The 20,043-nt window shown below is 71.5% G+C and carries 17 protein-coding genes and 1 tRNA gene; 5 read left to right on the top strand and 13 right to left on the bottom strand.

Annotated features, from left to right (window positions below; genetic code table 11):
- Window positions 1–1,638 (top strand): ABC transporter permease, encoded by a 1,638-nt coding sequence (locus F0L46_RS13440; protein ID WP_149818347.1) that lies wholly within the window; start codon window positions 1–3, stop codon window positions 1,636–1,638.
- A 273-nt stretch (window positions 1,639–1,911) separates the two neighbouring features.
- Here F0L46_RS13440 and F0L46_RS13435 read toward each other — a convergent pair whose 3' ends face one another.
- Both F0L46_RS13435 and F0L46_RS26190 read right to left on the bottom strand, forming a co-directional pair.
- Window positions 1,912–2,913: a Gfo/Idh/MocA family protein gene (locus tag F0L46_RS13435; RefSeq protein WP_149818345.1), complete on the bottom strand. Its 1,002-nt coding sequence runs from the start codon at window positions 2,911–2,913 to the stop codon at window positions 1,912–1,914.
- Between the two features lie 331 nt (window positions 2,914–3,244).
- Window positions 3,245–3,388: a hypothetical protein gene (locus F0L46_RS26190; protein ID WP_188311958.1), complete on the bottom strand. Its 144-nt coding sequence runs from the start codon at window positions 3,386–3,388 to the stop codon at window positions 3,245–3,247.
- Between the two features lie 339 nt (window positions 3,389–3,727).
- Here F0L46_RS26190 and F0L46_RS13430 point away from each other — a divergent pair, with 339 nt between their 5' ends.
- On the top strand, window positions 3,728–4,384 hold the full coding sequence (locus tag F0L46_RS13430; protein ID WP_149818343.1) for a transglutaminase-like cysteine peptidase: 657 nt from the start codon (window positions 3,728–3,730) through the stop codon (window positions 4,382–4,384).
- A gap of 150 nt (window positions 4,385–4,534) precedes the next feature.
- Here the strand turns inward: F0L46_RS13430 and F0L46_RS13425 are convergent.
- Window positions 4,535–4,610 (bottom strand) — tRNA-Glu (locus tag F0L46_RS13425).
- A gap of 137 nt (window positions 4,611–4,747) precedes the next feature.
- Between F0L46_RS13425 and F0L46_RS13420 the strand changes: the two genes are divergently transcribed.
- Complete coding sequence (locus F0L46_RS13420; RefSeq protein WP_149818341.1) at window positions 4,748–5,725, top strand: RluA family pseudouridine synthase; 978 nt, start codon at window positions 4,748–4,750, stop codon at window positions 5,723–5,725.
- Between the two features lie 200 nt (window positions 5,726–5,925).
- Window positions 5,926–6,819: an RNA polymerase sigma factor RpoH gene (rpoH, locus tag F0L46_RS13415; RefSeq protein ID WP_149818339.1), complete on the top strand. Its 894-nt coding sequence runs from the start codon at window positions 5,926–5,928 to the stop codon at window positions 6,817–6,819.
- Between the two features lie 246 nt (window positions 6,820–7,065).
- Here the strand turns inward: rpoH and F0L46_RS13410 are convergent, their stop codons facing one another.
- From F0L46_RS13410 to F0L46_RS13365, 10 genes are all read right to left on the bottom strand, one after another.
- On the bottom strand, window positions 7,066–8,457 hold the full coding sequence (locus F0L46_RS13410; protein ID WP_306461773.1) for a histidine kinase: 1,392 nt from the start codon (window positions 8,455–8,457) through the stop codon (window positions 7,066–7,068).
- 105 nt (window positions 8,458–8,562) lie between these two features.
- The gene (locus tag F0L46_RS13405) at window positions 8,563–9,855 is read right to left on the bottom strand and encodes an adenylosuccinate synthase (protein WP_149818335.1); all 1,293 of its coding nucleotides are present in this window, start codon (window positions 9,853–9,855) and stop codon (window positions 8,563–8,565) included.
- A gap of 113 nt (window positions 9,856–9,968) precedes the next feature.
- Window positions 9,969–11,261, bottom strand: coding sequence for a D-alanyl-D-alanine carboxypeptidase family protein (locus F0L46_RS13400; protein ID WP_149818333.1), 1,293 nt, complete (start codon window positions 11,259–11,261; stop codon window positions 9,969–9,971).
- A gap of 157 nt (window positions 11,262–11,418) precedes the next feature.
- Window positions 11,419–13,041: a mucoidy inhibitor MuiA family protein gene (locus F0L46_RS13395; RefSeq protein ID WP_149818331.1), complete on the bottom strand. Its 1,623-nt coding sequence runs from the start codon at window positions 13,039–13,041 to the stop codon at window positions 11,419–11,421.
- A 67-nt stretch (window positions 13,042–13,108) separates the two neighbouring features.
- Window positions 13,109–13,972 carry a type 1 glutamine amidotransferase gene (locus tag F0L46_RS13390; RefSeq protein WP_149818329.1) on the bottom strand — a complete coding sequence of 288 codons (864 nt, stop codon included), beginning with the start codon at window positions 13,970–13,972 and terminating at the stop codon, window positions 13,109–13,111.
- 120 nt (window positions 13,973–14,092) lie between these two features.
- Complete coding sequence (serA, locus tag F0L46_RS13385) at window positions 14,093–15,679, bottom strand: phosphoglycerate dehydrogenase (protein WP_149818327.1); 1,587 nt, start codon at window positions 15,677–15,679, stop codon at window positions 14,093–14,095.
- 179 nt (window positions 15,680–15,858) lie between these two features.
- Complete coding sequence (locus F0L46_RS13380; protein ID WP_149818325.1) at window positions 15,859–17,034, bottom strand: phosphoserine transaminase; 1,176 nt, start codon at window positions 17,032–17,034, stop codon at window positions 15,859–15,861.
- A gap of 207 nt (window positions 17,035–17,241) precedes the next feature.
- On the bottom strand, window positions 17,242–17,442 hold the full coding sequence (locus F0L46_RS13375; RefSeq protein ID WP_149818323.1) for a hypothetical protein: 201 nt from the start codon (window positions 17,440–17,442) through the stop codon (window positions 17,242–17,244).
- Window positions 17,443–17,574: 132 nt separating this feature from the next.
- Window positions 17,575–17,796 (bottom strand): hypothetical protein, encoded by a 222-nt coding sequence (locus F0L46_RS13370; RefSeq protein ID WP_149818321.1) that lies wholly within the window; start codon window positions 17,794–17,796, stop codon window positions 17,575–17,577.
- Window positions 17,797–17,871: 75 nt separating this feature from the next.
- Window positions 17,872–18,081 carry a cold-shock protein gene (locus tag F0L46_RS13365; protein WP_149818319.1) on the bottom strand — a complete coding sequence of 70 codons (210 nt, stop codon included), beginning with the start codon at window positions 18,079–18,081 and terminating at the stop codon, window positions 17,872–17,874.
- 632 nt (window positions 18,082–18,713) lie between these two features.
- Here F0L46_RS13365 and F0L46_RS13360 point away from each other — a divergent pair.
- On the top strand, window positions 18,714–20,027 hold the full coding sequence (locus F0L46_RS13360) for an efflux RND transporter periplasmic adaptor subunit (protein ID WP_149818317.1): 1,314 nt from the start codon (window positions 18,714–18,716) through the stop codon (window positions 20,025–20,027).
- Window positions 20,028–20,043: the final 16 nt, after the last annotated feature.

Raw genomic sequence — 20,043 nt, 5'->3', positions numbered from 1 at the left:
ATGCGCGTCGGCTTCTGGCCCCTCGTGGGGCTGCTCGCATGGCTGATCCTCGCGGTCCTCCTGATCGTGCCCCTCGGCTCGGTCCTGCTCTCGAGCCTCCACGACCAGGCGGGCCACCTCACGTTCGCGAACTACGAGCGCTTCCTCGACACGCCGCGGTTCCGCACCGCCTTCGTCAACACCCTCATCGCGGGCTTCGGGGGGCTTGCCGGATCCCTGGTGCTCGGCGCCGCGATGGCCTTCTGCATGGCCCGCCTGGAGATCCGGGGCAGCCGCTTCGTCTCGCTCCTCGCGATCCTGGCGCTCGTCTCGCCGCCCTTCATCGGCGCCTATTCCTGGATCGTGCTCTTCGGCTCGGGCGGCGTGGTGCGCCAGACGCTCATGCAATGGGGCGTCTTCATCCCGCCGATCTTCGGCATGTGGGGCGTGCTCATCGTCTTCTCGTTCAAGTTCTACCCTTATGTCTACCTGCTGACCTCGGGCGCCCTGTCGAACATCAACCGCTCCCTGGAGGAGGCGGCGGAGAGCCTCGGGCTGACGCCGTTCCAGCGCGTGATGCGGATCTCGTTCCCCCTCGTGCTGCCGGCCCTCTCGGCGGGCGGCCTGCTGGCGCTCATCCATTCCATCGCGGATTTCGGCACGCCGCGCCTCATCGGACGCGGGTTCAACGTGCTCGCGACGGAGGCCTACACGCTCTACTCGGCGGAGATCGGCGGCAGCCTCAGCATGGCGACGACGATCAGCATCGTGCTCATCGTGCTCTCCATGATCTTCGTGGTGGGCCAGCGCTACATGTCGCGGCGCAACGTCTATCACGGCAACCTGATCAACAAGCCCGCGAAGCGCAAGCTCACCGGGTTCGCCAACGTCGCGGCCCACACGGTCGTCTACGCGATCGCGCTGATCGGGGCCATGCCGGCCATCGTGGCGGTGATCTTCTCGCTGCGACGGACGCGGGGGCCCGTGTTCCAGCCGGGCTTCAGCCTCGACAGCTACCAGCGCATCATCTTCAGCCTCTCCGACGCGATCCAGAACTCGCTCCTGTTCTCGGCCGCCACGGTCCTGCTCACCGTGGTGATCGGAACGCTCATCGGCTGCCTCGTCGCCCGCCGGATGACGGCGAGCAACGCCCTGCTCGACGCGACCCTGATGGTCCCCTACGTCATGCCGGGGATCGTGGTGGGCATCGCCTTCGTCGCGGCCTTCAACGCGCCGCCCGTCGCCCTCACCGGAACCGCGGCGATCATCATCCTCTCGGTCTTCATCCGGCGCCTGCCCTATTCGGTCCGCTCCTCGGCGTCGGCCCTGCGGCAGGTGAGCCCGAGCATGGAGGAGGCGGCGATCTCGCTCGGCTACAGCCCGGTGCGGGCCTTCATGAAGGTCACCGTTCCCCTCATCCTGCCGGGGATCGTGGCCGGCGGCATGCTGAGCTTCGTCACCGCCATCAACGAGCTCTCGTCGTCGCTCGTGCTCTATGTCGGGAGCACGATCACCATGCCGGTGCGCATCTACATCGCGATCCACGACGGCGACTACGGCACGGCGGCGGCGCTCTCCAGCGTCCTGCTCGCGCTCAGCGGCGCGGCGATCGCCGTGGCGTTCCGGCTGATGGGGCGGGACGAGCGGGCGCTTCTCTAGGCGGCAAGGTCGAGGGCGCATCCTTCCGGGGGACCGGGGCGCGCCGGCGCCCGGCCGATGGTCCGGCTCGATCCGGGAGCCAAGGCCGGCACGGATGCGCTTTGCGCGGAGTCGCATCCCTCCCGCCGGGATGTCGTCCACAGGACGATCACGCCGTTCGCCCGGAGAGGCCTGTGCGGGGCGTCCCGCTCGCCACGATCAATGAGATCGTGATCCAGGGGCTCACCCTCAAGCGCCGCGCCGCCCGGTTCTGTGACGCCCGCCCCTCCCGGATCAGGGCTGCCCGGCGCGGGCCAGGATGCGCTCGAGGAGGCGCTGCGTCTCCAGGGCCTCCTCGCCGCTCACCAGCGGATCGCGACCGCCCGCCACCGCGTCGGCGAAGTCGGCGATGAGGTCGCGATGGGCGTCGTGGGGGAAGTCCATGATCGCCGCGCCCGCGCCCGTGCGCCCCTCCGCCTCGACGCGCTCCGTCCGCCCGTCATGGAACGACACCTCCAGCGCCCCGCCCGCAAGGCGCGCCGTGCCCCGGGTGCCGACGATCTCGATGCGCTCGGGCTCGCCCGGATAGGCCGTCGTCGTCGCCATGACGAAGCCCGGCGCGCCGTTGCCCAGGCGCAAGAGCGCCGCCGCGTAATCCTCCGTCTCCATCCGGTGGAGGGTGGTCGCGGCCTCGGCGGCGCGGACCTCGCTCACGCCGACGAGGGAGCGGAACAGATCGATTGCGTGGATGGCCTGGGTGAGGAGCACGCCTCCGCCGTCGCGGGCCATCGTGCCCCGCCCGGGCTCGTCGTAATAGCTCTGCGGGCGCCACCAGGGCACCGTCACCCCCGCCGACGCCACGCGGCCCAGGGCCTCCTCGGCGAGAAGCGCCCGCAGGCGGCGGGCGCCGGGCCGGAACCGGTGCTGGAGCACCACGCCGAGCCGCCGGCCGGCGGCCCGCGCGCCGGCGACGAGCCGCTCGCCCCGCGCCGCCGACAGCTCCAGCGGCTTCTCGACGAGCACGTGCTTGCCGGCCGCAAAGCAGCGCAGGGCCACGTCGAGATGCGCCCCCGGGGGCGTCAGGACGATCACGGCCGCGACCCCCGGATCGCTCAGGGCCGCGTCGAGATCCGTCGTGACGGGGAAGGGGAACCAGTCCGCGAAGGCTCGCAGGCGCTCGGGGCTGCGCCCGACCACGTGGCGCACCTCGATGCGGTCCGACAGGTCGACGAGGCTCCTGGCATGAGGCTGCGCCGCCGGCCCGACGCCGACCACGGCCATTCCGATCCGGCTCACGCGCGCTCTCCCTCCAACGGCCCGGGCCTGCGCCTCCAGCGCGAGGCGGCCCACGGTGAAGACACGCCCAGCCGGCATGGCGGTCGGCGTCCGCTCCCGCAGCCTGAATCCTTCGTCGTCGCGCCGCAAGACCGGCCGGCGCTCGCTTCGCGCTCGCCTGATCCGGCTCTCGCATCGCAAGATCGCCGCGAGAGGCCGGGCCTCGCGCTCCCGCGCGGGCGCCGGCAAGAAGAAGCCCGGCGCCGCGTTGATCGCAGCTGCCGGGCTTGCGGCCCCCCGTCGGAGCAACCCCCGCGGCCAGGGCTGGACGTACCCGGCGCCTCGGCGCGGGTCACCTTGGGCAGAGCGCGTAAGCCCATGCCCGGATGGCGAGCGGCGTCAGTCCTCGCGCGGCCGTGCCCTCGCCGGCCTGCATGTCGGCCTCTTCCTGGCCGAGGGCCCAGCGCGGAGCCCGGCGCTTCGCTGATTCCTTCATCTCGTCCTCCTCGGATCGGCTGGACGCCATGGACCGACGGCAGGGTCCCAGGGCTCGACGCGCGAGGCGGCCCCGGGGCGTCGGCGGGGTCGGGCGTTCGGCACGACGCCGTACCGTCTCGGCGACATCGAACAAGGCCTCAGACGGCGGCCGCGCGGCTGCCCGATCCGACCTTGGCGGCGAAAGCAAACAGCACAGATTGCCTATTCGCCAGCACGGAACGCCTCTTGCCGTAACGTTCTCGTGGGTCCGATCCATCTGCGTGTTGCCCCGTAGCTTGATCATCTTCCGGAATTGTTGTGACCTCCAGGGATGAACCACGCGAGACGGTCAAGGCTCATGCGGCTCACCTTCCGCCGCTTGCGGCATCGTTCGGCGCCCTCGCTCGGGCTCCTGGCCGCGGCGACCGCCGTGCTGCTCCCCCTCACCTCTCCCGCGTTGGCGGGTGCGGGCAGCGCCGGCGTGAGCGCGACACCGTGGTCCCTGACCCCGTCCGGGCGTCCGGCCAAACCGGCGCCGGGCTGGACGCGGTTCTGCGCCCGCTTCCCCGGCGAGTGCGCGGCCGGGGCAACGGACGCCAAGCAGGTGAGCTTGACGCCGCGGACCTGGGCGACGCTGGTGGGGATCAATCACGACGTCAACGCCAGGATCAAGGCCAAGACCGACCGCGAGCACTGGGGCGTGGGCGAAAGCTGGGACCTCGCCGAGGACGGGTACGGCGATTGCGAGGATTTCCAGCTCGTGAAGCGGCGCAAGCTGGTCGCGGCGGGTTTCCCGCGCCGGGCCTTGCGGATGACCGTGGTGCTCGACGGCGCCAAGGCGGGCCACGCCGTCCTGATGGTCCGAACCGACCGCGGCGATCTCATCCTGGACAACACCACCGACGCCGTCCTGCCCTGGCACGAGACCCGCTACACCTTCGTCAAGCGCGAGGCCGACACCGAGACGGGCTGGACCTGGATCGGCGTAGCCTCCCCGTCCGTGGCACGCCGCTAGGGACGGCACGACGCAGGCGCGGGGCTGGGCGGCGGTCCGTCCCCGGGGCCGGGGCCATGCACGATGTGGCGCAGCCGCCCAGGGCGCAGCCCGGCCGAACGATTCGCGAATGTCGAGAGATGAAGGATCGAGCCACCCGATGGGTGGTGATGGCGCTCCCTAGGGGACTCGAACCCCTGTTTTCGCCGTGAGAGGGCGACGTCCTAGACCGCTAGACGAAGGGAGCCGGCCAGCGAAGGCAGCCGTATAGCGGGGCGCGGGGCCGGGGGCAAGCCCCTTTCGCGCTCTTTTCGCCCTGCCCTTCCCGAGGCCGACCCGACGCTGTATGGCGGGGCGAGGCTGGGGCTTGGGAGGTCGAAGGCGGTGAGCGAGGAGATCCGTGTCGTCGTGCACGAGGGCGAGCCGGAGCGGCTCGACCGGGCGCTCGCGCGCTCGCTCCCCGACCTGTCCCGCAGCCGGCTCCAGGAGCTCATCCGCGATGGGCGGGTCACGGTGGACGGGCAGCCGGCCCGCAACCCCTCGGCCAAGGCCGCGCCGGGGGCGCGGATCAGCGTCGCGGTGCCCGAGGCGGCGGCACCCGAGCCCGCCGGCGAGGCGATCCCCCTCGCCGTGGTCTACGAGGACGACGACGTGATCGTGATCGAGAAGCCCGCGGGCCTCGTCGTCCACCCGGCGGCGGGGCACGAGACGGGCACCCTCGTGAACGCGCTCATCGCCCATTGCGGGGCGAGCCTCTCAGGCATCGGCGGCGTGCGCCGGCCAGGCATCGTCCACCGCCTCGACAAGGACACGAGCGGGCTTCTCGTGGTGGCCAAGAACGACGCGGCCCACGGCCACCTCTCGGCCCAGTTCGCCGACCATGGCCGCACCGGGCCCCTGGAGCGCGAATACGTGGCCCTCGCGTGGGGCGAGCCGGAACGCGCCCGCGACACGATCCACACGGGCATCGACCGGTCCCACCAGAACCGGGAGAAGATGGCGGTGGTCGCGCTCGGCCGTGGGCGCGAGGCGATCACCCATGTGGAGGTGGAGGAGCGATACGGCCTCGCGAGCGCCGTGCGCTGCCGCCTGGAGACCGGGCGCACGCACCAGATCCGGGTCCACATGGCCCATCGCGGGCACCCGCTCCTGGGCGACGAGACCTACGGCTCGGGCTTCAAGACCAAGGCCAACCGCCTCCTGGACGCCCCCCGCGCCATGCTCACGGCGCTTGGCCGGCAAGCGCTGCACGCCGCCGTGCTAGGCTTCGCCCATCCGCGCACGGGAGCGGTCCTGCGTTTCGAAAGCGAACTTCCGCCGGACATGGCGGCCCTGCGCAAAGCCTTGCAGAATATGGATTAGCGCCCGCGCGGCGATCCGCCGCACGGAATTGCCGCCAACGGCCAAGCGCACCAATCGCGTCGCAATGCGTTGAGCAAGACCGTCGGACTGGTCCGGCGGCCTTCCTGGTCAAGCTCAGGCCCCTGATATAAGGTGTCCGGGCGATCGTCCAAGGGGAGGTCGCCATCGGCTCGCCTATCAGGGGGCCAGAGGAGGATGGAATGGCATCAGCATCGCTTCCGGTTCTCGCCACGGAAGGCGGGTTGTCCCGCTACCTGGACGAGATCCGCAAGTTCCCCATGCTGCATCCGGACGAGGAGTACATGCTCGCCAAGCAATGGCGCGAGCATGGCGACCGGAACGCGGCGCACAAGCTCGTCACGTCGCATCTGCGGCTCGTGGCCAAGATCGCCATGGGCTATCGCGGCTACGGCCTGCCGATCAGCGAGGTGGTGAGCGAGGGCAATGTCGGCCTCATGCAGGCCGTCAAGCGCTTCGAGCCCGAGAAGGGCTTCAGGCTCGCGACCTACGCCATGTGGTGGATCAAGGCCGCGATCCAGGAATACATCCTGCGCTCGTGGTCGCTCGTGAAGATGGGCACCACGGCGAACCAGAAGAAGCTGTTCTTCAACCTGCGCAAGGCCAAGGGCCGCATCTCGGCGCTGGAGGAAGGGGACCTGCGCCCCGACCAGGTGAAGCAGATCGCGACCCGGCTCGGCGTGACCGAGCAGGACGTCGTTGACATGAACCGCCGTCTGGGCGGCGACGCCTCGCTCAACGCGCCCTTGCGCGAGGAGGGCGAGGGCGAGTGGCAGGACTGGCTCGTCGACGACAGCTCCAACCAGGAGGCGATCCTCGCCGAGGAGGAGGAGGGCCAGAACCGGCTCGCCGCTTTGCGCGACGCGCTCTCCGTGCTCAATGCCCGCGAGCGCCGCATCTTCGAGGCGCGCCGCCTCGCCGACGACCCGATCACGCTCGAGGAGCTCTCCACCGAGTTCGGCGTGTCGCGCGAGCGCGTGCGCCAGATCGAGGTGCGGGCCTTCGAGAAGATCCAGGCGGCCGTGAAGAAGAACCTCGCCCAGCGGGAAGCCCCGCGCGCAGAGGCGGGGGTCTGACGCCCCCGCCCCTCCAGGGCGGGAGGTGGGCGGAGCCGCCGGCTCGGCGGGTTCTTGCGCTGAATCCCGGATCTGCGCCTCGCTGATGCGAGGCTTGTCCGGGACAGTGGCGCTGGAGGTTCAGGAGACCGCTGGACCACCCTCAATGGCCACTCTCCCGGACAAGAGGAGCGCAGCCGTAAGGCGGAACGGATCGCAGGTCCGGGATCCAGCGCACGAACGCGCGGCGAAGCCGCTCCTCACGCCTCACCGGACGGGCGCGTCGCCCCATTGGCGGAAGGCCTCCGCGAGGACCTGGTCGCCCGAGACGCCCTTCTCGAAGCTTATGATCGCCCGCTGGCCTGAGGCGAGGCGCACCGGCAGGTCGATCCAGTTGCGGCGCAGGAGCAGGTCCTTGTTGCGCTCCATGTCGCTCGGGATGCTGGAGAGCCCGATCAGGAACAGGTTGTCCCGCACCGGCACCGGCAGCCCCGCGATGGGCGCCCCGCGCACCACCTCCTCGTTCTTCATCTGCAACAGCGCCACGTCGCGCACCACGCGCGTGGCGTCGTTGCCCGTGTTGAAGGTCAGCTCGATCGTGTGCGAGGCCGGCAGGGTCGGGTCGGTGTTGCGGCGCATGAGGAGCGAGACGTTGAGGTTCGCCTCGGGGATCTCGACATTCGCCCGCACCGCCGTGGCGAGGGGCTGCCCCTGCCCGGCCGGCACGGCGTCGAGGCGCCACAGGGCGCGCCCGCCGGTCGCCTTCGGGGCCTGCGGGTTGCCGGGGGTCTCCTCGTAGAGGATGGCGCGCTGGGCCACGGCGACGTCCCCTGAGCGCGGCGGAGGCGTCGCGGCGGCCGGCGCGGCAGGCGCGCCCGCCGCGGGCGGGCGGTCGACGGCGCCCAGGCGATCGCCCGCCTTGCCCGCGGTCTCGGGAGCCGGCGCGGCCTCGGCGACGGGGGCCTCGTCGCCGGCGGCGTCAGGCTCCACGCGCAGGAGCCAGGCCGCGACCGCGATGGCGCCCACCACCGTAAGGATCACGAGGCCGAGCACCACGGAGCGGATGCGCCCCGCGCCCGAGCCGCCCCGGCGCGCAGCATCGATGCGGGGCCGCTCGCGGGTCTGCGCCTCGGCTGCCCCCTCGGCATCCGTGGTCTGCTGCTTCACGAGATCGTCGAAGGCGGCGGGACGGCGGCGCTCGGGGAGATGGAACGGGGTTCCCGGGGGCACGACCTCGGGCGGGGGAGCAGCCTCCGGCAGGTCGTGCCGGGGATCGGCGGCGCGCTCCACCCGCGGCTTCGGGGGCATGGGCGCCGGGCGTGGGGGAGGAACGACGGGCGTGGGCGCGGGAGGAGTCGCGGCGGCGGGAGGCGCGGCGGCCGGAGGGGGGACTTGTGGAGGCGCGGGCGGGGGCGGAGCCGGCGCGCGCGGCGGCGGCGGGCTCGGCGCGGGCGCAGGCTCCGGGGCTGGGCCATAGCCCGTCTCGATGCGGCCGATGGCGTCGTCGAGCGCCCGGCGCTCCCGGCTGATGTCCTCGTCGGAGAGCGGCGGATCGAGGGAGCGCAGCTGCTCCAGCAGCGCCGTGCGGGCGCGCTCGTAGACCGCCCGGCGCATCTCGGGCGAGCGATCCGACAGAGCCTCGACGGCCCGCTGCAGCAAGGGTTGATAATCCGCCATGACGGCTGGAATGGCGCGCCCGGGAGGATGCGTCAACCCCGGGCCGTTCCCAACCGCCAAGCCTGCGCGGGGTGCCCTTCGGGCAGGTCAGCCCTCGAAGGGGTTCTGCACCAGGATCGTGTCGTCGCGCTCGGGGCTCGTGGACAGGAGCGACACCGGCGCGCCGATCAATTCCTCGATGCGGCGGACATACTTGATCGCCTGCGCGGGCAGCTCGGCCCAGGACCGGGCGCCGGCGCTGGAGCCCGACCAGCCCTCGACCTCCTCGTAGATCGGCTCGACGCGGGCCTGCGCCGCCTGGCTCGCGGGAAGGTGATCGATGGTCGCCCCGTCGAGGCGGTAGCCGGTGCAGACGCGGATCGTCTCGAAGCCGTCGAGGACGTCGAGCTTGGTCAGCGCGATGCCGTCGATGCCGGACGTCCGCACGGTCTGGCGCACGAGCACCGCGTCGAACCAGCCGCAGCGGCGCTTGCGGCCCGTCACCGTGCCGAATTCCTTGCCGCGGCTGCCGATGGCCTCGCCGATCTCGTCGAAGAGCTCGGTGGGGAAAGGCCCCTCCCCCACCCGGGTCGTGTAGGCCTTTGCGATGCCGAGCACGTAGCCCACCGCGCCGGGGCCGAGCCCAGAGCCCGTCGCCGCCTGCCCCGCCACGATGTTGGAGGAGGTCACGAAGGGATAGGTGCCGTGGTCGACGTCGAGGAGCGCGCCCTGCGCGCCCTCGAACAGGATGCGGCGCCCCGCGCGGCGCTCGCCGTCGAGGAGGGACCAGACCGTGTCGGCATAGGGCAGGACCTTGGGCGCCACCTCGACGAGCTCGGCGTGCAGCGCGGCGGCGTCCACCTCGCCGATGCCGAGACCCCGGCGCAGGGCGTTGTGGTGGGCGAGCAGCCGCTCGATCTTCAGCCGCAGGAGCTCGGGATCGGCGAGATCGACAACGCGCAGGGCCCGGCGCCCGACCTTGTCCTCGTAGGCCGGGCCGATGCCCCGCTTCGTCGTGCCGATCTTCAGGGTCGCGTTCGCGGTCTCGCGGAAGTGATCGAGCTCGCGATGGAGCGGCAGGATCAGGGTGGCGTTGTCGGCGACGCGAAGATTGTCGCGGGTGATGGCGACGCCCTGCTCCCGCAGGCGCCCGATCTCCTCGACGAGGTGCCAGGGATCGACCACCACGCCGTTTCCGATCACCGAGAGCTTGCCCGGGCGCACGATCCCGGAGGGCAGGAGCGAGAGCTTGTAGACCGTCCCGTCGATGACGAGGGTATGGCCCGCATTGTGGCCGCCCTGGAAGCGCACCACCACGTCGGCCTGGCTCGACAGCCAGTCGACGATCTTGCCCTTGCCCTCGTCGCCCCATTGGGCGCCGACCACCACGACGTTCGCCATCCCCGTCTCCCGACATGAAAAACCCCGGCGCAAGGCCGGGGTCGGGGTCAAACCTTGCACGGTCTCTTCGTGGATCGAGGCCGCGAGGTCAAGCCGGATCGGTGCCCCGAGCGTCAGAGCTTGGGCGAGGCGGGCGCAGGCGCCGGGATCGCGGGCGCGGTGGAGCCCGTGGTGGCGGGCTCGCCGTTCCAGGCGGACATCACGCGCGTGGTGATCTCGTTGGCGACCCAGCCGGCGCCGCTCGAGACGTAGCCGCCCGCCATGTCGACGGCGCGCCACCAGAGGGGGCCCTGCTCCACGTCCGCCGCCGCGTAGAGGGGCACCTCGCGAAGGGGCTTGCCGTTGATCGTGAGCTGCAGCGTGGCGAGGGGAGCGCCCTTCTTTACGGGCGCCTCGATGGGGCCCTGATAGGCGACGTTGCGGGTGACCTTCACGTCGGTGCCGCGCGGCTGGGTGACCGTCACGGGCCCCTTGGGGACAAGCGCGACGGTGCTCACCGCGCCGCCCGTGACCCGGGCCTCGCCGGCCGCCTCGCCGTCCTTCAGCACCACGGTCTGCTCGAAGCTCCTGAAGCCCCACTCCATCAGGCGCTCGGATTCGGTCTTGCGCTCGGCGATGGACTTCATCCCCATCATGGCGAGGATGAGCCGGCGCCCGTCGCGCTCGGCGGAGGCCACGAGGCCGTAGCCGGATTCCTTGGTGTAGCCCGTCTTGAGCCCGTCGGTGCCGCCGCCCATGGCGAGCAGCGGGTTGCGGTTCTGCTGCACGATGTTGTTGAAGGTGTATTCAGCCTGCGAGAACACCTTGTAGTGGTCGGGATGCTCGCGGATGATGTGCGTGGCGAGCTTCGACATGTCGCGCATGGTCACGTGCTGGGCCGGATCGTGCAGGCCGTGCGAGTTCATGAAGTGCGAGTCCTTGAGGCCGAGCGCCTTGGCCTGCTCGTTCATCATGCGGGCGAAGCCCTCCACGGAGCCAGCCATGCCCTCCGCCACCACGATCGTGGCGTCGTTGCCGGACTGGATGGCGATGCCCTTGATGAGGTCACCGAGGCTGACGCGGGAATTGAGCGGCAGGAACATCGTCGAGCCGCCCGAGGAGGCGCCGCCCTCGCGCCAGGCGCGCTGGGAGACGGTGAACGTGTCCTCCAGGCTCACCTTGCCCTTGGCGAGCTGATCGAAGATCACCTCCTCGGTCATGAGCTTGGCAAGGCTCGCGGGCGGCACCTTCTGGTCGGCGGCCTTCTCGTAGAGCACCGTTCCGGTGTTGTAGTCGATCAGGATCGCGTGCGGGGCCGCGGTCTCGAAGGCGGGCTGGGCCGGCGCGGGCGTCGCGAAGCCGAAGGCCGCCAGCGAGAGCACGGCCGCGGCCCGGCGGAGACCGCCGGTGCGAGAATGGAAGGGCATGGGGTTCACCTCGTGCAGGGCTTTGCTTTGAGATGAAAACCCACACGGCCCGGTTTTGGTTCACCCTAGGCTCAAGCTTGGTGAACGCGCCCGGCTCGTTCCCGTTCGGATCCGACAAAGCCGCAGGAGGCCGCGCCGAAGGCGCTCCACATGCCGGTCACCCGCCCGGCACGGGGCGCGGCTCGAAGGTGATCTCCTTGTCGGAGGGCCAGCGGAGGCGGTAGCCGAAGCGGATCTCCCTGGCCTCGCCCGGAGCGTAGTCCCAGGTCCATCCCATGACGCCGCGCCGGTCGTCGACCTGGCGCTCTGTCGGCGGCGTGTTCTCGCGCAACGCCTCGATGGTGAGCGCGGCATTCTCGGAGAACGGCAGGCGGTCCTGCACAATGATGCGCAGGGGCATGGGGTGGAGATTGCGCACGGTTGTCTTGAACTCGCGCTGGTCGGTGCGGGCGGTGCCGATCCAGCCCGTCTCTCCCTCGCGCCGGCTCAGCGGCACGCGGGTGACCTTGACCCGGTCATCGATGCCAAAGCCGAGCGCCACGGTCTCGCCCGGCGCGGTGAGCTTCAGGCGCGTGCGGCCGACGAAGGTGCCGTCCCGGGTTACGGCGACCTCGCCCGGCAGGAGCGGCGCGTCCTCGCGGTGGACGAAGGAGGCCTCCAGATAGGCCGTCTCGTCGAGGACCGGCACGGCGCGGGCGAGGAGCGCGGGGGCATGGGCCTGACGGCTCAGGACGAGGGTCTTGGTCGCGCCGTCGCCCGCCACGCTGACGCGGCCCGGGACCGTGAAGGTGGCCTGGAACGGCCCGCTCTCCAGGGTCGCCTCGACTTGGCGGGCCGCGACCGCGTCGGCTTCGGCCTGGAGCTTCGGTGCCGGCGCCGCCATGGTGCTCCGGGCCAGCGGCTGCGGCCGTTCCTCGATCTGGGCCTGGATGGGCGGCAGATCGGGGGCTGCCGCGCCGCCGCGCGCCCGCACGGTCGAGACCTGCAGGACGACGTCGCTCCAGTCCTCCCCCGTCCGCTGGCGCACGCCCGCGCGCCGCACGAGCTCCAGGGCGGGCTTGTCGCGCAGGTCGAGGCGCGCGTCGTAGGCGGGCGTCCAGGCCGCGCCCGCGATCCGGTAGGTGACCTCCAGGGCGCCCTTCAGGGCGGCCCCGGCCTCGACGGCGACCGTCACGTCCCGCTTCGGGGCGCCCGGGCGGATCGGCCGCGAGCGGGCCCCCTCCAGGGCGGCGATCTCCGCCTCCAGATCCCGCGCCCGCACGCCCGCGACGCGGATGTCCTCGTTGACGGCGGCGAGACCCGCCCCGATGGCGTCCCAGGCGAGCGGCCACTGGGCAACGTCGAGAGGCCTTGCCTCCGGAGACAGCTTCTCGGGGCTGGCCTTCGCGTAGGTCTCGATGGCGGCGCGCTTCACCTCCAGGGCAGCGACGCGGCCCGCCACCGCCTCGCGCTCGTCGCGCAGCGCCTGGAGGCGCCGCTCCAGGTCGCGGTCGAGGGCGGGATTGAGGTCGCCCGGCACCGCGCGCACGTCCACGGCACCGATGGCGAGCGCGCCGCCGCCCACGCCCGTGACGCGGATCGAGTCCGGGTCGAGGCCGGCGGGCAGGCCGCGCAGCAGCAGGGTCGAGGCGCCGGGCGGCAGGTCGAGGACCGCCGTCCGCGTGACCTGCGCGGCGTCCGGGAACACGGTCACCCGGTCGACCCGCGAGGGGAGCTCGATCTCGGCCGCGCTGACGGGCCCGGGAGCCAGGAGAAGGAAGAGGGCGACGCGAACGCGCATGGCGGGCTCCGGACACGGTGACGCTTGGCGCACCCCATGGCCCGAATGCGGTTTTGTTGGGACGCCCCTATTCCCGCCCGCGGGCGCTGCGATGCGGCTTGACCCGGTGCTCCAGAAAATTGCGGATCTCGGTGAGCCGCAGCGCCGGGTCGAGCACCTGGGCGTCGAGGCCGAAGCGCCAGGCGAGATCCGTGCGGCCGGGATCGGCATGGAGCGCGCGCAGATCCGCGACGTGCTCGAACACGGCCTCCAGGGACGGGCAGAAGCCTTCGCCCACGAGCACCTCCGGCATGCGCCCGAGGATCGCGGCCACCTCCGCGAGGTCGAACTCCGGATGGTACTGCACGCCCCAGAACAGGCCGCCCTCGTGGCCGATCTCGGCCGCCTGCACGTCCGACATGGCGTTCGAGGCCAGCACCGTCGCGCCCGGCGGCGCGGTCAGCACGGTGTCGAGATGGATCGCGGGCGCCGTGTAGGCCCGGGGGCGCCCGGCGAGCAGGGGATGGGCGCGGCCGGCCTCGCTCGGCACGATCTCGCGGGCAAAGCCGATCTCCCGGCCGCGCGGGTTGCGCCGCACGTCCCCACCCGCCGCCACCGCCCCGACCTGGATGCCCCAGCACGATCCGAAGGCGGGCGTGCCCGAGGCATAGACGGCGCGCATCAGCTCCACCTGCCGGCGCACCGCGGGCTGGTCCTCGTAGATGTGCAGGGCCGAGCCCGTGAGCACGACCCCGTCATAGCCCTCGAGCCCCGACGGGTCGGGCAGGTTGGCGCCCTCGTCCGCCGGGAGCGCGATGTCGCAGACCACGGCCGGCTCGATCCCGTGGAGCACGCTCGCATAGGACTCCGCCGGGGTCAGGCCGTAGGACGACGCATGCGCCTCCCGCGCGGCGCGGACATTGCCTTCGACGACGAGGAGGCGGAGGGGCATGCGGGACGTCTCACTCTTGCGATGGAAGCGGGGATTCCCCGTTCCCCCGGACCTACGCGGCTCGGCGAGCCCGGGCAACCGTCCTCGTCGCGGGCGGCGCCGGCCGCGGCCGCAGGGGTTCTAGAACCGCACCGCGCGGGCGCGCTTCACCTGCGGAATCTCCTCGATCCGGGCCAGCAGCTCCGGCGACACCGCCTCGTCCACGGCCACGAAGCAGATGGCGTCGCCGCCCGGCCGGTCGCGGCCCAGCGCGAAGGTGGCGACGTTGACCCCCGCCTCGCCGAGCAGCATGCCGAAGCGGCCGATGAAGCCCGGCTGGTCGGCGTTGCGGACATAGATCATGTGGGGCGCGAACTCGGCGTCGACCGCGATGTCGCGGATCTCGGTGACGCGGGGCTTGCCGTCCTGGAACACGGTGCCGCCGGCATGGCGCGGCATGTCCTCGGCGTCGATGACGATGCGGATGAAGCTCTCGTAGTCGCGGGCCGCGTTCTCGCGCTTCACCTCCTCGACGACGATGCCCCGGTCGCGGGCGACGACGGGCGCCGAAACCATGTTGACGTCCTGGAGGAAGGGCCGCAGCGCCCCCGTGACGGCCGCGGCCGTCAGGGCGCGGGTGTTCATGCCGGCCACCGCGCCCTCGTACTCGATGCGGATGCCCTTGATCGGCGCCTCGGTGAGCTGGCCCAGGAACGAGCCGAGCTTCTCGGCGAGCGCGACGAAGGGTTTGAGGCGCGGCGCCTCCTCGGCCGAGATCGAGGGGAAGTTCACCGCGTTCTGGATCGCGCCCTGGAGCAGGTAGTCGGACATCTGGTCGGCGACCTGGAGGGCGACGTTCTCCTGCGCCTCCGAGGTCGAGGCGCCCAGATGCGGCGTGCAGACCACGTTCGGGTGGCCGAACAGCGGGTTCTCGGTGGCGGGCTCCATGGCGAACACGTCGAACGCCGCCCCCGCGACGTGGCCCGAATCGAGCGCCGCGCGCAGCGCCGCCTCGTCGACGAGGCCGCCGCGGGCGCAGTTGACGATGCGCACGCCGCGCTTCGTCCGGGCGATGGCCTCCGCCGAGAGGATGTTGCGGGTGCGGTCCGTCATCGGCACGTGGAGCGTGATGATGTCGGCCCGGCGCAGCAGCTCGTCGAGCTCCACCTTCTCGACGCCGAGCGTCAAGGCGCGCTCGGGGGTCAGGTAGGGATCGTAGGCCACGACCCGCATGCGCAGGCCGACCGCGCGGTCGGCCACGATGGCGCCGATATTGCCGCAGCCGATGACGCCGAGCGTCTTGGCCGTGATCTCGACGCCCATGAAGCGGTTCTTCTCCCACCTGCCGGCTTGCGTCGAGGCGTCGGCCTGCGGGATCTGGCGGGCGAGCGCGAACATCATGGCGATGGCGTGCTCGGCCGTTGTGATGGAGTTGCCGAACGGCGTGTTCATGACGATCACGCCCCGGCCCGTGGCCGCCGGCACGTCGACATTATCGACGCCGATGCCGGCTCGCCCGATCACCTTGAGACGCACGGCGCCCTCCAGGATCTTGGCCGTGACCTTCGTGGCGGAACGGATGGCAAGCCCGTCATAGTCGCCGATCACGGCAGCCAGACGGTCGCGGTCCTTGCCGAGGTCGGGCTGGAAATCAGCGTCGATGCCGCGATCCTTGAAGATCTGGACGGCGGCGGGGGAGAGGGCATCGGAGATGAGGACGCGGGGCATGGGGCACCTGCGGTTTGCCCCCCTCCCCCTTGCGGGGAGGGGATGGGGGTGGGGGTCGAAAAGTCGGAGCGGTGGATGGGGAGGGGAGCACGCACGCTGCTACAGGCTTGATCCTGCACCGGGACCTCTCGCGTCCCGACCCCCACCCCTAGCCCCTCCCCGCAAGGGGGATGGCGGCGTCACGCCGCCTTGGCGAGCCGCGCCTTCTGCTCGGCGAGCGCCCAGTCGAGCCAGGGGACGAGCGCCTCGAGGTCGGACCGCTCCACCGTGGCGCCGCACCAGATGCGAAGCCCCGCGGGCGCGTCGCGGTAGGAGCCGACGTCGTAGGCGACGCCCTCCTTCTCGAGCATCGCGGCGATGCCCTTGGCGACGGCCGACACAGCCTCCGGGCCGCGCGCGACCACGTCCGGATCGTCGATGACGAGGCAGACGCTGGTGTTGGACGCGATGGCCGGGTTTTGCGCGAGGTTCGCGACGCCCGGCGTGCGCGCGGCCCACTCCTGGATCACGCGGGCATTGGCGTCGGCCTTGGCGATCAGCGCGTCGAGGCCCCCTAAGCTCTTCGCCCATTTCAGGGCGTCGAGATAGTCCTCCACGCAGAGCATGGAGGGCGTGTTGATGGTCTCGCCCTCGAAGATGCCCTCGATGAGTTTTCCGCCCTTCGTCATGCGGAAGATCTTCGGCAGCGGCCAGGCGGGCTTGTAGGTCTCAAGGCGCTCCGCCGCGCGGGGCGAGAGGATCAGCATGCCGTGCGCCGCCTCGCCGCCGAGCGCCTTCTGCCAGGAGAAGGTCACCACGTCGAGCTTCGGCCAGTCGAGGGCTTGAGCGAAGGCCGCCGAGGTGGCGTCGCAGATCACGACGCCGTCGCGCTTCATGGGAATCCAGTCGGCGTTCGGCACACGCACGCCCGAGGTGGTGCCGTTCCAGGTGAAGACGATGTCGCGGTTCGCGGCATCGACCTGGGACAGGTCCGGCAGCTCGCCATAGGGCGCCGAGAGGGTGCGGACGTCGGAGAGCTTGAGCTGCTTGACCGCATCCGTGACCCAGCCCTCGCCGAAGCTCTCCCAGGACAGGAGATCGACGCCGCGGGCCCCGAGCATGGACCACATGGCCATCTCGACGGCGCCGGTGTCCGAGGCCGGCACGATGCCGATGCGGTAATCGGCGGGGACCTCCAGCACCTCGCGGGTGAGGTCGATGGCGAGCTTCAGCTTCGCCTTCCCGGCCTTGGCGCGGTGAGAGCGCCCCAGCGGGGCGTCGGACAGCTTGTCGAGGGACCAGCCGGGGCGCTTGGCGCAGGGGCCGGACGAGAAATAGGGCGCGCGCGGGCGCGCGGCGGGGGTGTTCGCGGTCATGTGATCCATCCTTCCAGATGGGCGCCCCTCGGTGGGGAGGGGTCTCCCGCCGACCGGTATGGGCCTCCACGGGCGATGGGTCAAGCTGGCGCCCATGCGGCAACGCTCCGCGGCGCCGGGGCGCCGCGGAGGATCAGGATGCCGTGGGTGGGGCCGTCCGTGGATCGCGCCCGCGAGGGGCGCGGTCTCGCCGGGACGGGTGCCGGCTCAGCGGTCGCGGGACGCGCGGATCTGGCGCTCCAGCGCCGCCTCTCCGCGCTCGCGGGCGGAGTTCTCGGAATGGTAGGGCCGATCGGACCGCTCGAGGAGCTTGCCATGGCGGCGGATCGCCCATCCGTAATGGCCGGACGGCTTCACGCAGGGAGCGATCTCGAGGGTGTAGGGGTAGTTCGGATTGTCGTTGCTCATGGGTCCTATATGGGGAGGCGGCACCAGGGCCGCCACCCACGAAAGTCTGCCGGCCTGCAGGAGAGGTCACGGGGCCGGGCGGCACGGCTCCGCGCTCGAAAGCGAGAGGGCCTGCCGGAGCAGGCCCGGCGATCAGACCCGATCGAGGGCGAGATCGCCGACAGGGCGCGCGAAACGCTCGGCCAGGTGCCAGAGCAGCTCGCGCGGCGAGGCGTAGTCGTAGGTACGGTCGATGAGGTGGCTCACCTCGGTCGACCCGTTCGCCTCGTGCGCCCACAGGCGAGCGACCCGGAAGGTCGCCTGCTCGGAGCGGAGGGGACGCCGGGCACGGCCCGGCTGGAATGAAAACTTCATGATCATCTTCTTGTTATTGTGGACGCCGCCCTGAGCGGGCGGCGGGTCGGCGCGGCGGCTCCGCGCCGGAAGCCGTTACGCGGCCTGGATGTTGTCGACGGCGATCTTGCCCGTGCGGCGATCCTCGGCCGTGTCGAACGAGACCTTCTGGCCTTCCACGAGGCCGCGCATGCCGGCGCGCTCGAGAGCCGTGGCGTGGACGAACACGTCCTTGCCGCCATTGTCCGGCTGGATGAAGCCGAAGCCTTTGGTCTCGTTGTAGAACTTCACGGTGCCCGTGTTCATGCGGGGTATCCTTGTCACTTGGGTATGCAGATTGGACGACGGCGCGCGTCTGCGCATCCGGAATCCGGCTGTCGAAATCTGGAGGTGGAAGGTCTGAACGCGCGCCCGGCTGTTCGCCCTGGCGGAACGGCCCGATATTCGGCCAAATGTCGATGATCCGAATATGGACCCGCATCCCGGCAATTACAAGGCGATAAGAAGCGATGCCGAAAAATATCGAAACCGATCAGATGCGGAGCCCAGCGAAAAACCCGCGTAAATCATTGCTTCGACGCCAGAAACGGCTCGACCGTTTTTTGTCGGCGCCCGCATGCACGCCAGCCGTCGTCTGCCGGTCGCCGTCGAACATCGAGTCGCGTTCGCCTGTCACGGCCGCGAAATACCACGCTTGATGTCTGCTGGGCACCCTGCCGTTACGCCAGCCTGACGTTGAGCCCACGGCGCGCCGGGGCTGCCCCCCGAGCCGGCCCCGCGACCGCCCCGGGGCGCCGTGCGCAGCGGCCGGCAGGCTGCGACAAAAGCATGCAGGAGCCCATGTTCACTGCTATGTGTATCCCTATCCCATCCTCTGGACCCGATCTTGCGTATACAAGCAGGCCGGGAACACTCGAGTTCAGCCTTCAGGAGCCTCCATGCGCTGGTACGGACAGCTTGCGGTCATCGCGGTGATCGGCGGCCTTGGCTATGGCGCATGGCACGTGCATCAGACGGGTCAGTGGCAGCAGGTCGCGGCGGTGCCCGTGATCGGGCCGGTGATCGCGCCCTACCTGCCCCAGGCGCCTGCGGCCGGCGCTGCGGCTCAGCAGCCCGGGCGCGGCGGACCGCCCGGTCGCGGCAGCCCCGGCGGCCCCGCCCTGGTCGACGTCGACACGGTGAAGACCGCACGCATCGTCGACACGCGCCAGGCGGTGGGCACGGTGCGGGCCAACGAGTCCATCACGGTCACCGCCAAGGTGTCCGGCGTCGTCGCCGAGATCCGCTTCCAGGAAGGCCAGCTCGTGAAGCCCGGCGACGTGCTCCTGCGCTTCGAGACCGACGAGCGCCGCGCCGACATCGAGAGCGCCGCCGCCGAGATCCAGCGCGCGAGCGCGCAGCGCGACGAGATCCGCGGGCGCCTGGAGCGTGCCCAAGCCTTGCGCCGCACCGGCGCGGGCACCGAGGCGCAGGTCGAGGACCTCTCGGCGCAGGTCCGCTCCGCCGAGAGCGCCGTGACCGCGGCCGAAGCCCGGCGCCGGGCCGCGGAGGCCCGCATGGACGATCTCATCGTACGCGCGCCCTTCGCCGGCCGCATCGGCTCGCGCTCCATCTCGCTCGGCGCCTATGTCTCGCCGGGCACCCGGATCACGAGCCTCGACGACCTGTCCAAGGTGCGCGTCGACTTCGCCGTGCCCGAGAACCTGCTCGGGCAGCTGAAGGTGGGCCAGACCGTGCGCGCCATGTCGGCGGCGTTCACCGAGCGCGCCTTCACCGGCAAGGTCACGCTCCTCGACCCCCGGGTGGAGCCCACCACCCGCACCGTGAAGCTCACCGCGGAGTTCGAGAACGGGGACGAGACCCTGCGGCCGGGCATGTTCCTCTCCGTCGCCCTCGAGGTGCTGGAGCGCGAGAACGCCGTGGTGGTGCCCGAGGAGGCCGTGGTCAACGAGGGCCTGCGCCACATCGTCTACGTGGTGGCGGACAACAAGGTGGAGCGCCGCGTGATCACCATCGGCCAGCGCCAGGCGGCCGGGGTGGAGGTCGTGGACGGCGTTAAGCCCGGCGAGACCATCGTGGTGCGCGGCGTCCAGCGGGTCCGCGCGGGCGCCGCGGTCAACCCGCGCCCCATCGGCGCCCCCGGCGCTACCCCCGGCGAGGCACGTCCCGCCGGCACCCCGGCCCCCGGCGGCACGCGGCCCGCCGCGGCCCGCACCGACAACAACGCCCTGCCCGCCGAGCGGCGGGGCTGATCCGACCCTTCACGCG

Origin of the sequence: Salinarimonas soli (genome assembly GCF_008386575.1) — a bacterium.
GTDB classification, from domain to species: Bacteria; Pseudomonadota; Alphaproteobacteria; order Rhizobiales; family Beijerinckiaceae; genus Salinarimonas_A; species Salinarimonas_A soli.
This window is presented reverse-complemented; position numbering and strand designations above follow the sequence as displayed.

Bases quoted from the DNA above. Each gene is read 5' to 3' on its own strand.
- F0L46_RS13440 (WP_149818347.1), top strand. From the start codon at position 1: ATGCGCGTCGGCTTCTGGCCCCTCGTGGGGCTGCTCGCATGGCTGATC.
- F0L46_RS26190 (WP_188311958.1), bottom strand. From the start codon at position 3,388: ATGAAGGAATCAGCGAAGCGCCGGGCTCCGCGCTGGGCCCTCGGCCAG.
- F0L46_RS13430 (WP_149818343.1), top strand. From the start codon at position 3,728: ATGCGGCTCACCTTCCGCCGCTTGCGGCATCGTTCGGCGCCCTCGCTC.
- rpoH (WP_149818339.1), top strand. From the start codon at position 5,926: ATGGCATCAGCATCGCTTCCGGTTCTCGCCACGGAAGGCGGGTTGTCC.
- F0L46_RS13405 (WP_149818335.1), bottom strand. From the start codon at position 9,855: ATGGCGAACGTCGTGGTGGTCGGCGCCCAATGGGGCGACGAGGGCAAG.
- F0L46_RS13400 (WP_149818333.1), bottom strand. From the start codon at position 11,261: ATGCCCTTCCATTCTCGCACCGGCGGTCTCCGCCGGGCCGCGGCCGTG.
- F0L46_RS13395 (WP_149818331.1), bottom strand. From the start codon at position 13,041: ATGCGCGTTCGCGTCGCCCTCTTCCTTCTCCTGGCTCCCGGGCCCGTC.
- F0L46_RS13390 (WP_149818329.1), bottom strand. From the start codon at position 13,972: ATGCCCCTCCGCCTCCTCGTCGTCGAAGGCAATGTCCGCGCCGCGCGG.
- serA (WP_149818327.1), bottom strand. From the start codon at position 15,679: ATGCCCCGCGTCCTCATCTCCGATGCCCTCTCCCCCGCCGCCGTCCAG.
- F0L46_RS13380 (WP_149818325.1), bottom strand. From the start codon at position 17,034: ATGACCGCGAACACCCCCGCCGCGCGCCCGCGCGCGCCCTATTTCTCG.
- F0L46_RS13375 (WP_149818323.1), bottom strand. From the start codon at position 17,442: ATGAGCAACGACAATCCGAACTACCCCTACACCCTCGAGATCGCTCCC.
- F0L46_RS13370 (WP_149818321.1), bottom strand. From the start codon at position 17,796: ATGAAGTTTTCATTCCAGCCGGGCCGTGCCCGGCGTCCCCTCCGCTCC.
- F0L46_RS13365 (WP_149818319.1), bottom strand. From the start codon at position 18,081: ATGAACACGGGCACCGTGAAGTTCTACAACGAGACCAAAGGCTTCGGC.
- F0L46_RS13360 (WP_149818317.1), top strand. From the start codon at position 18,714: ATGCGCTGGTACGGACAGCTTGCGGTCATCGCGGTGATCGGCGGCCTT.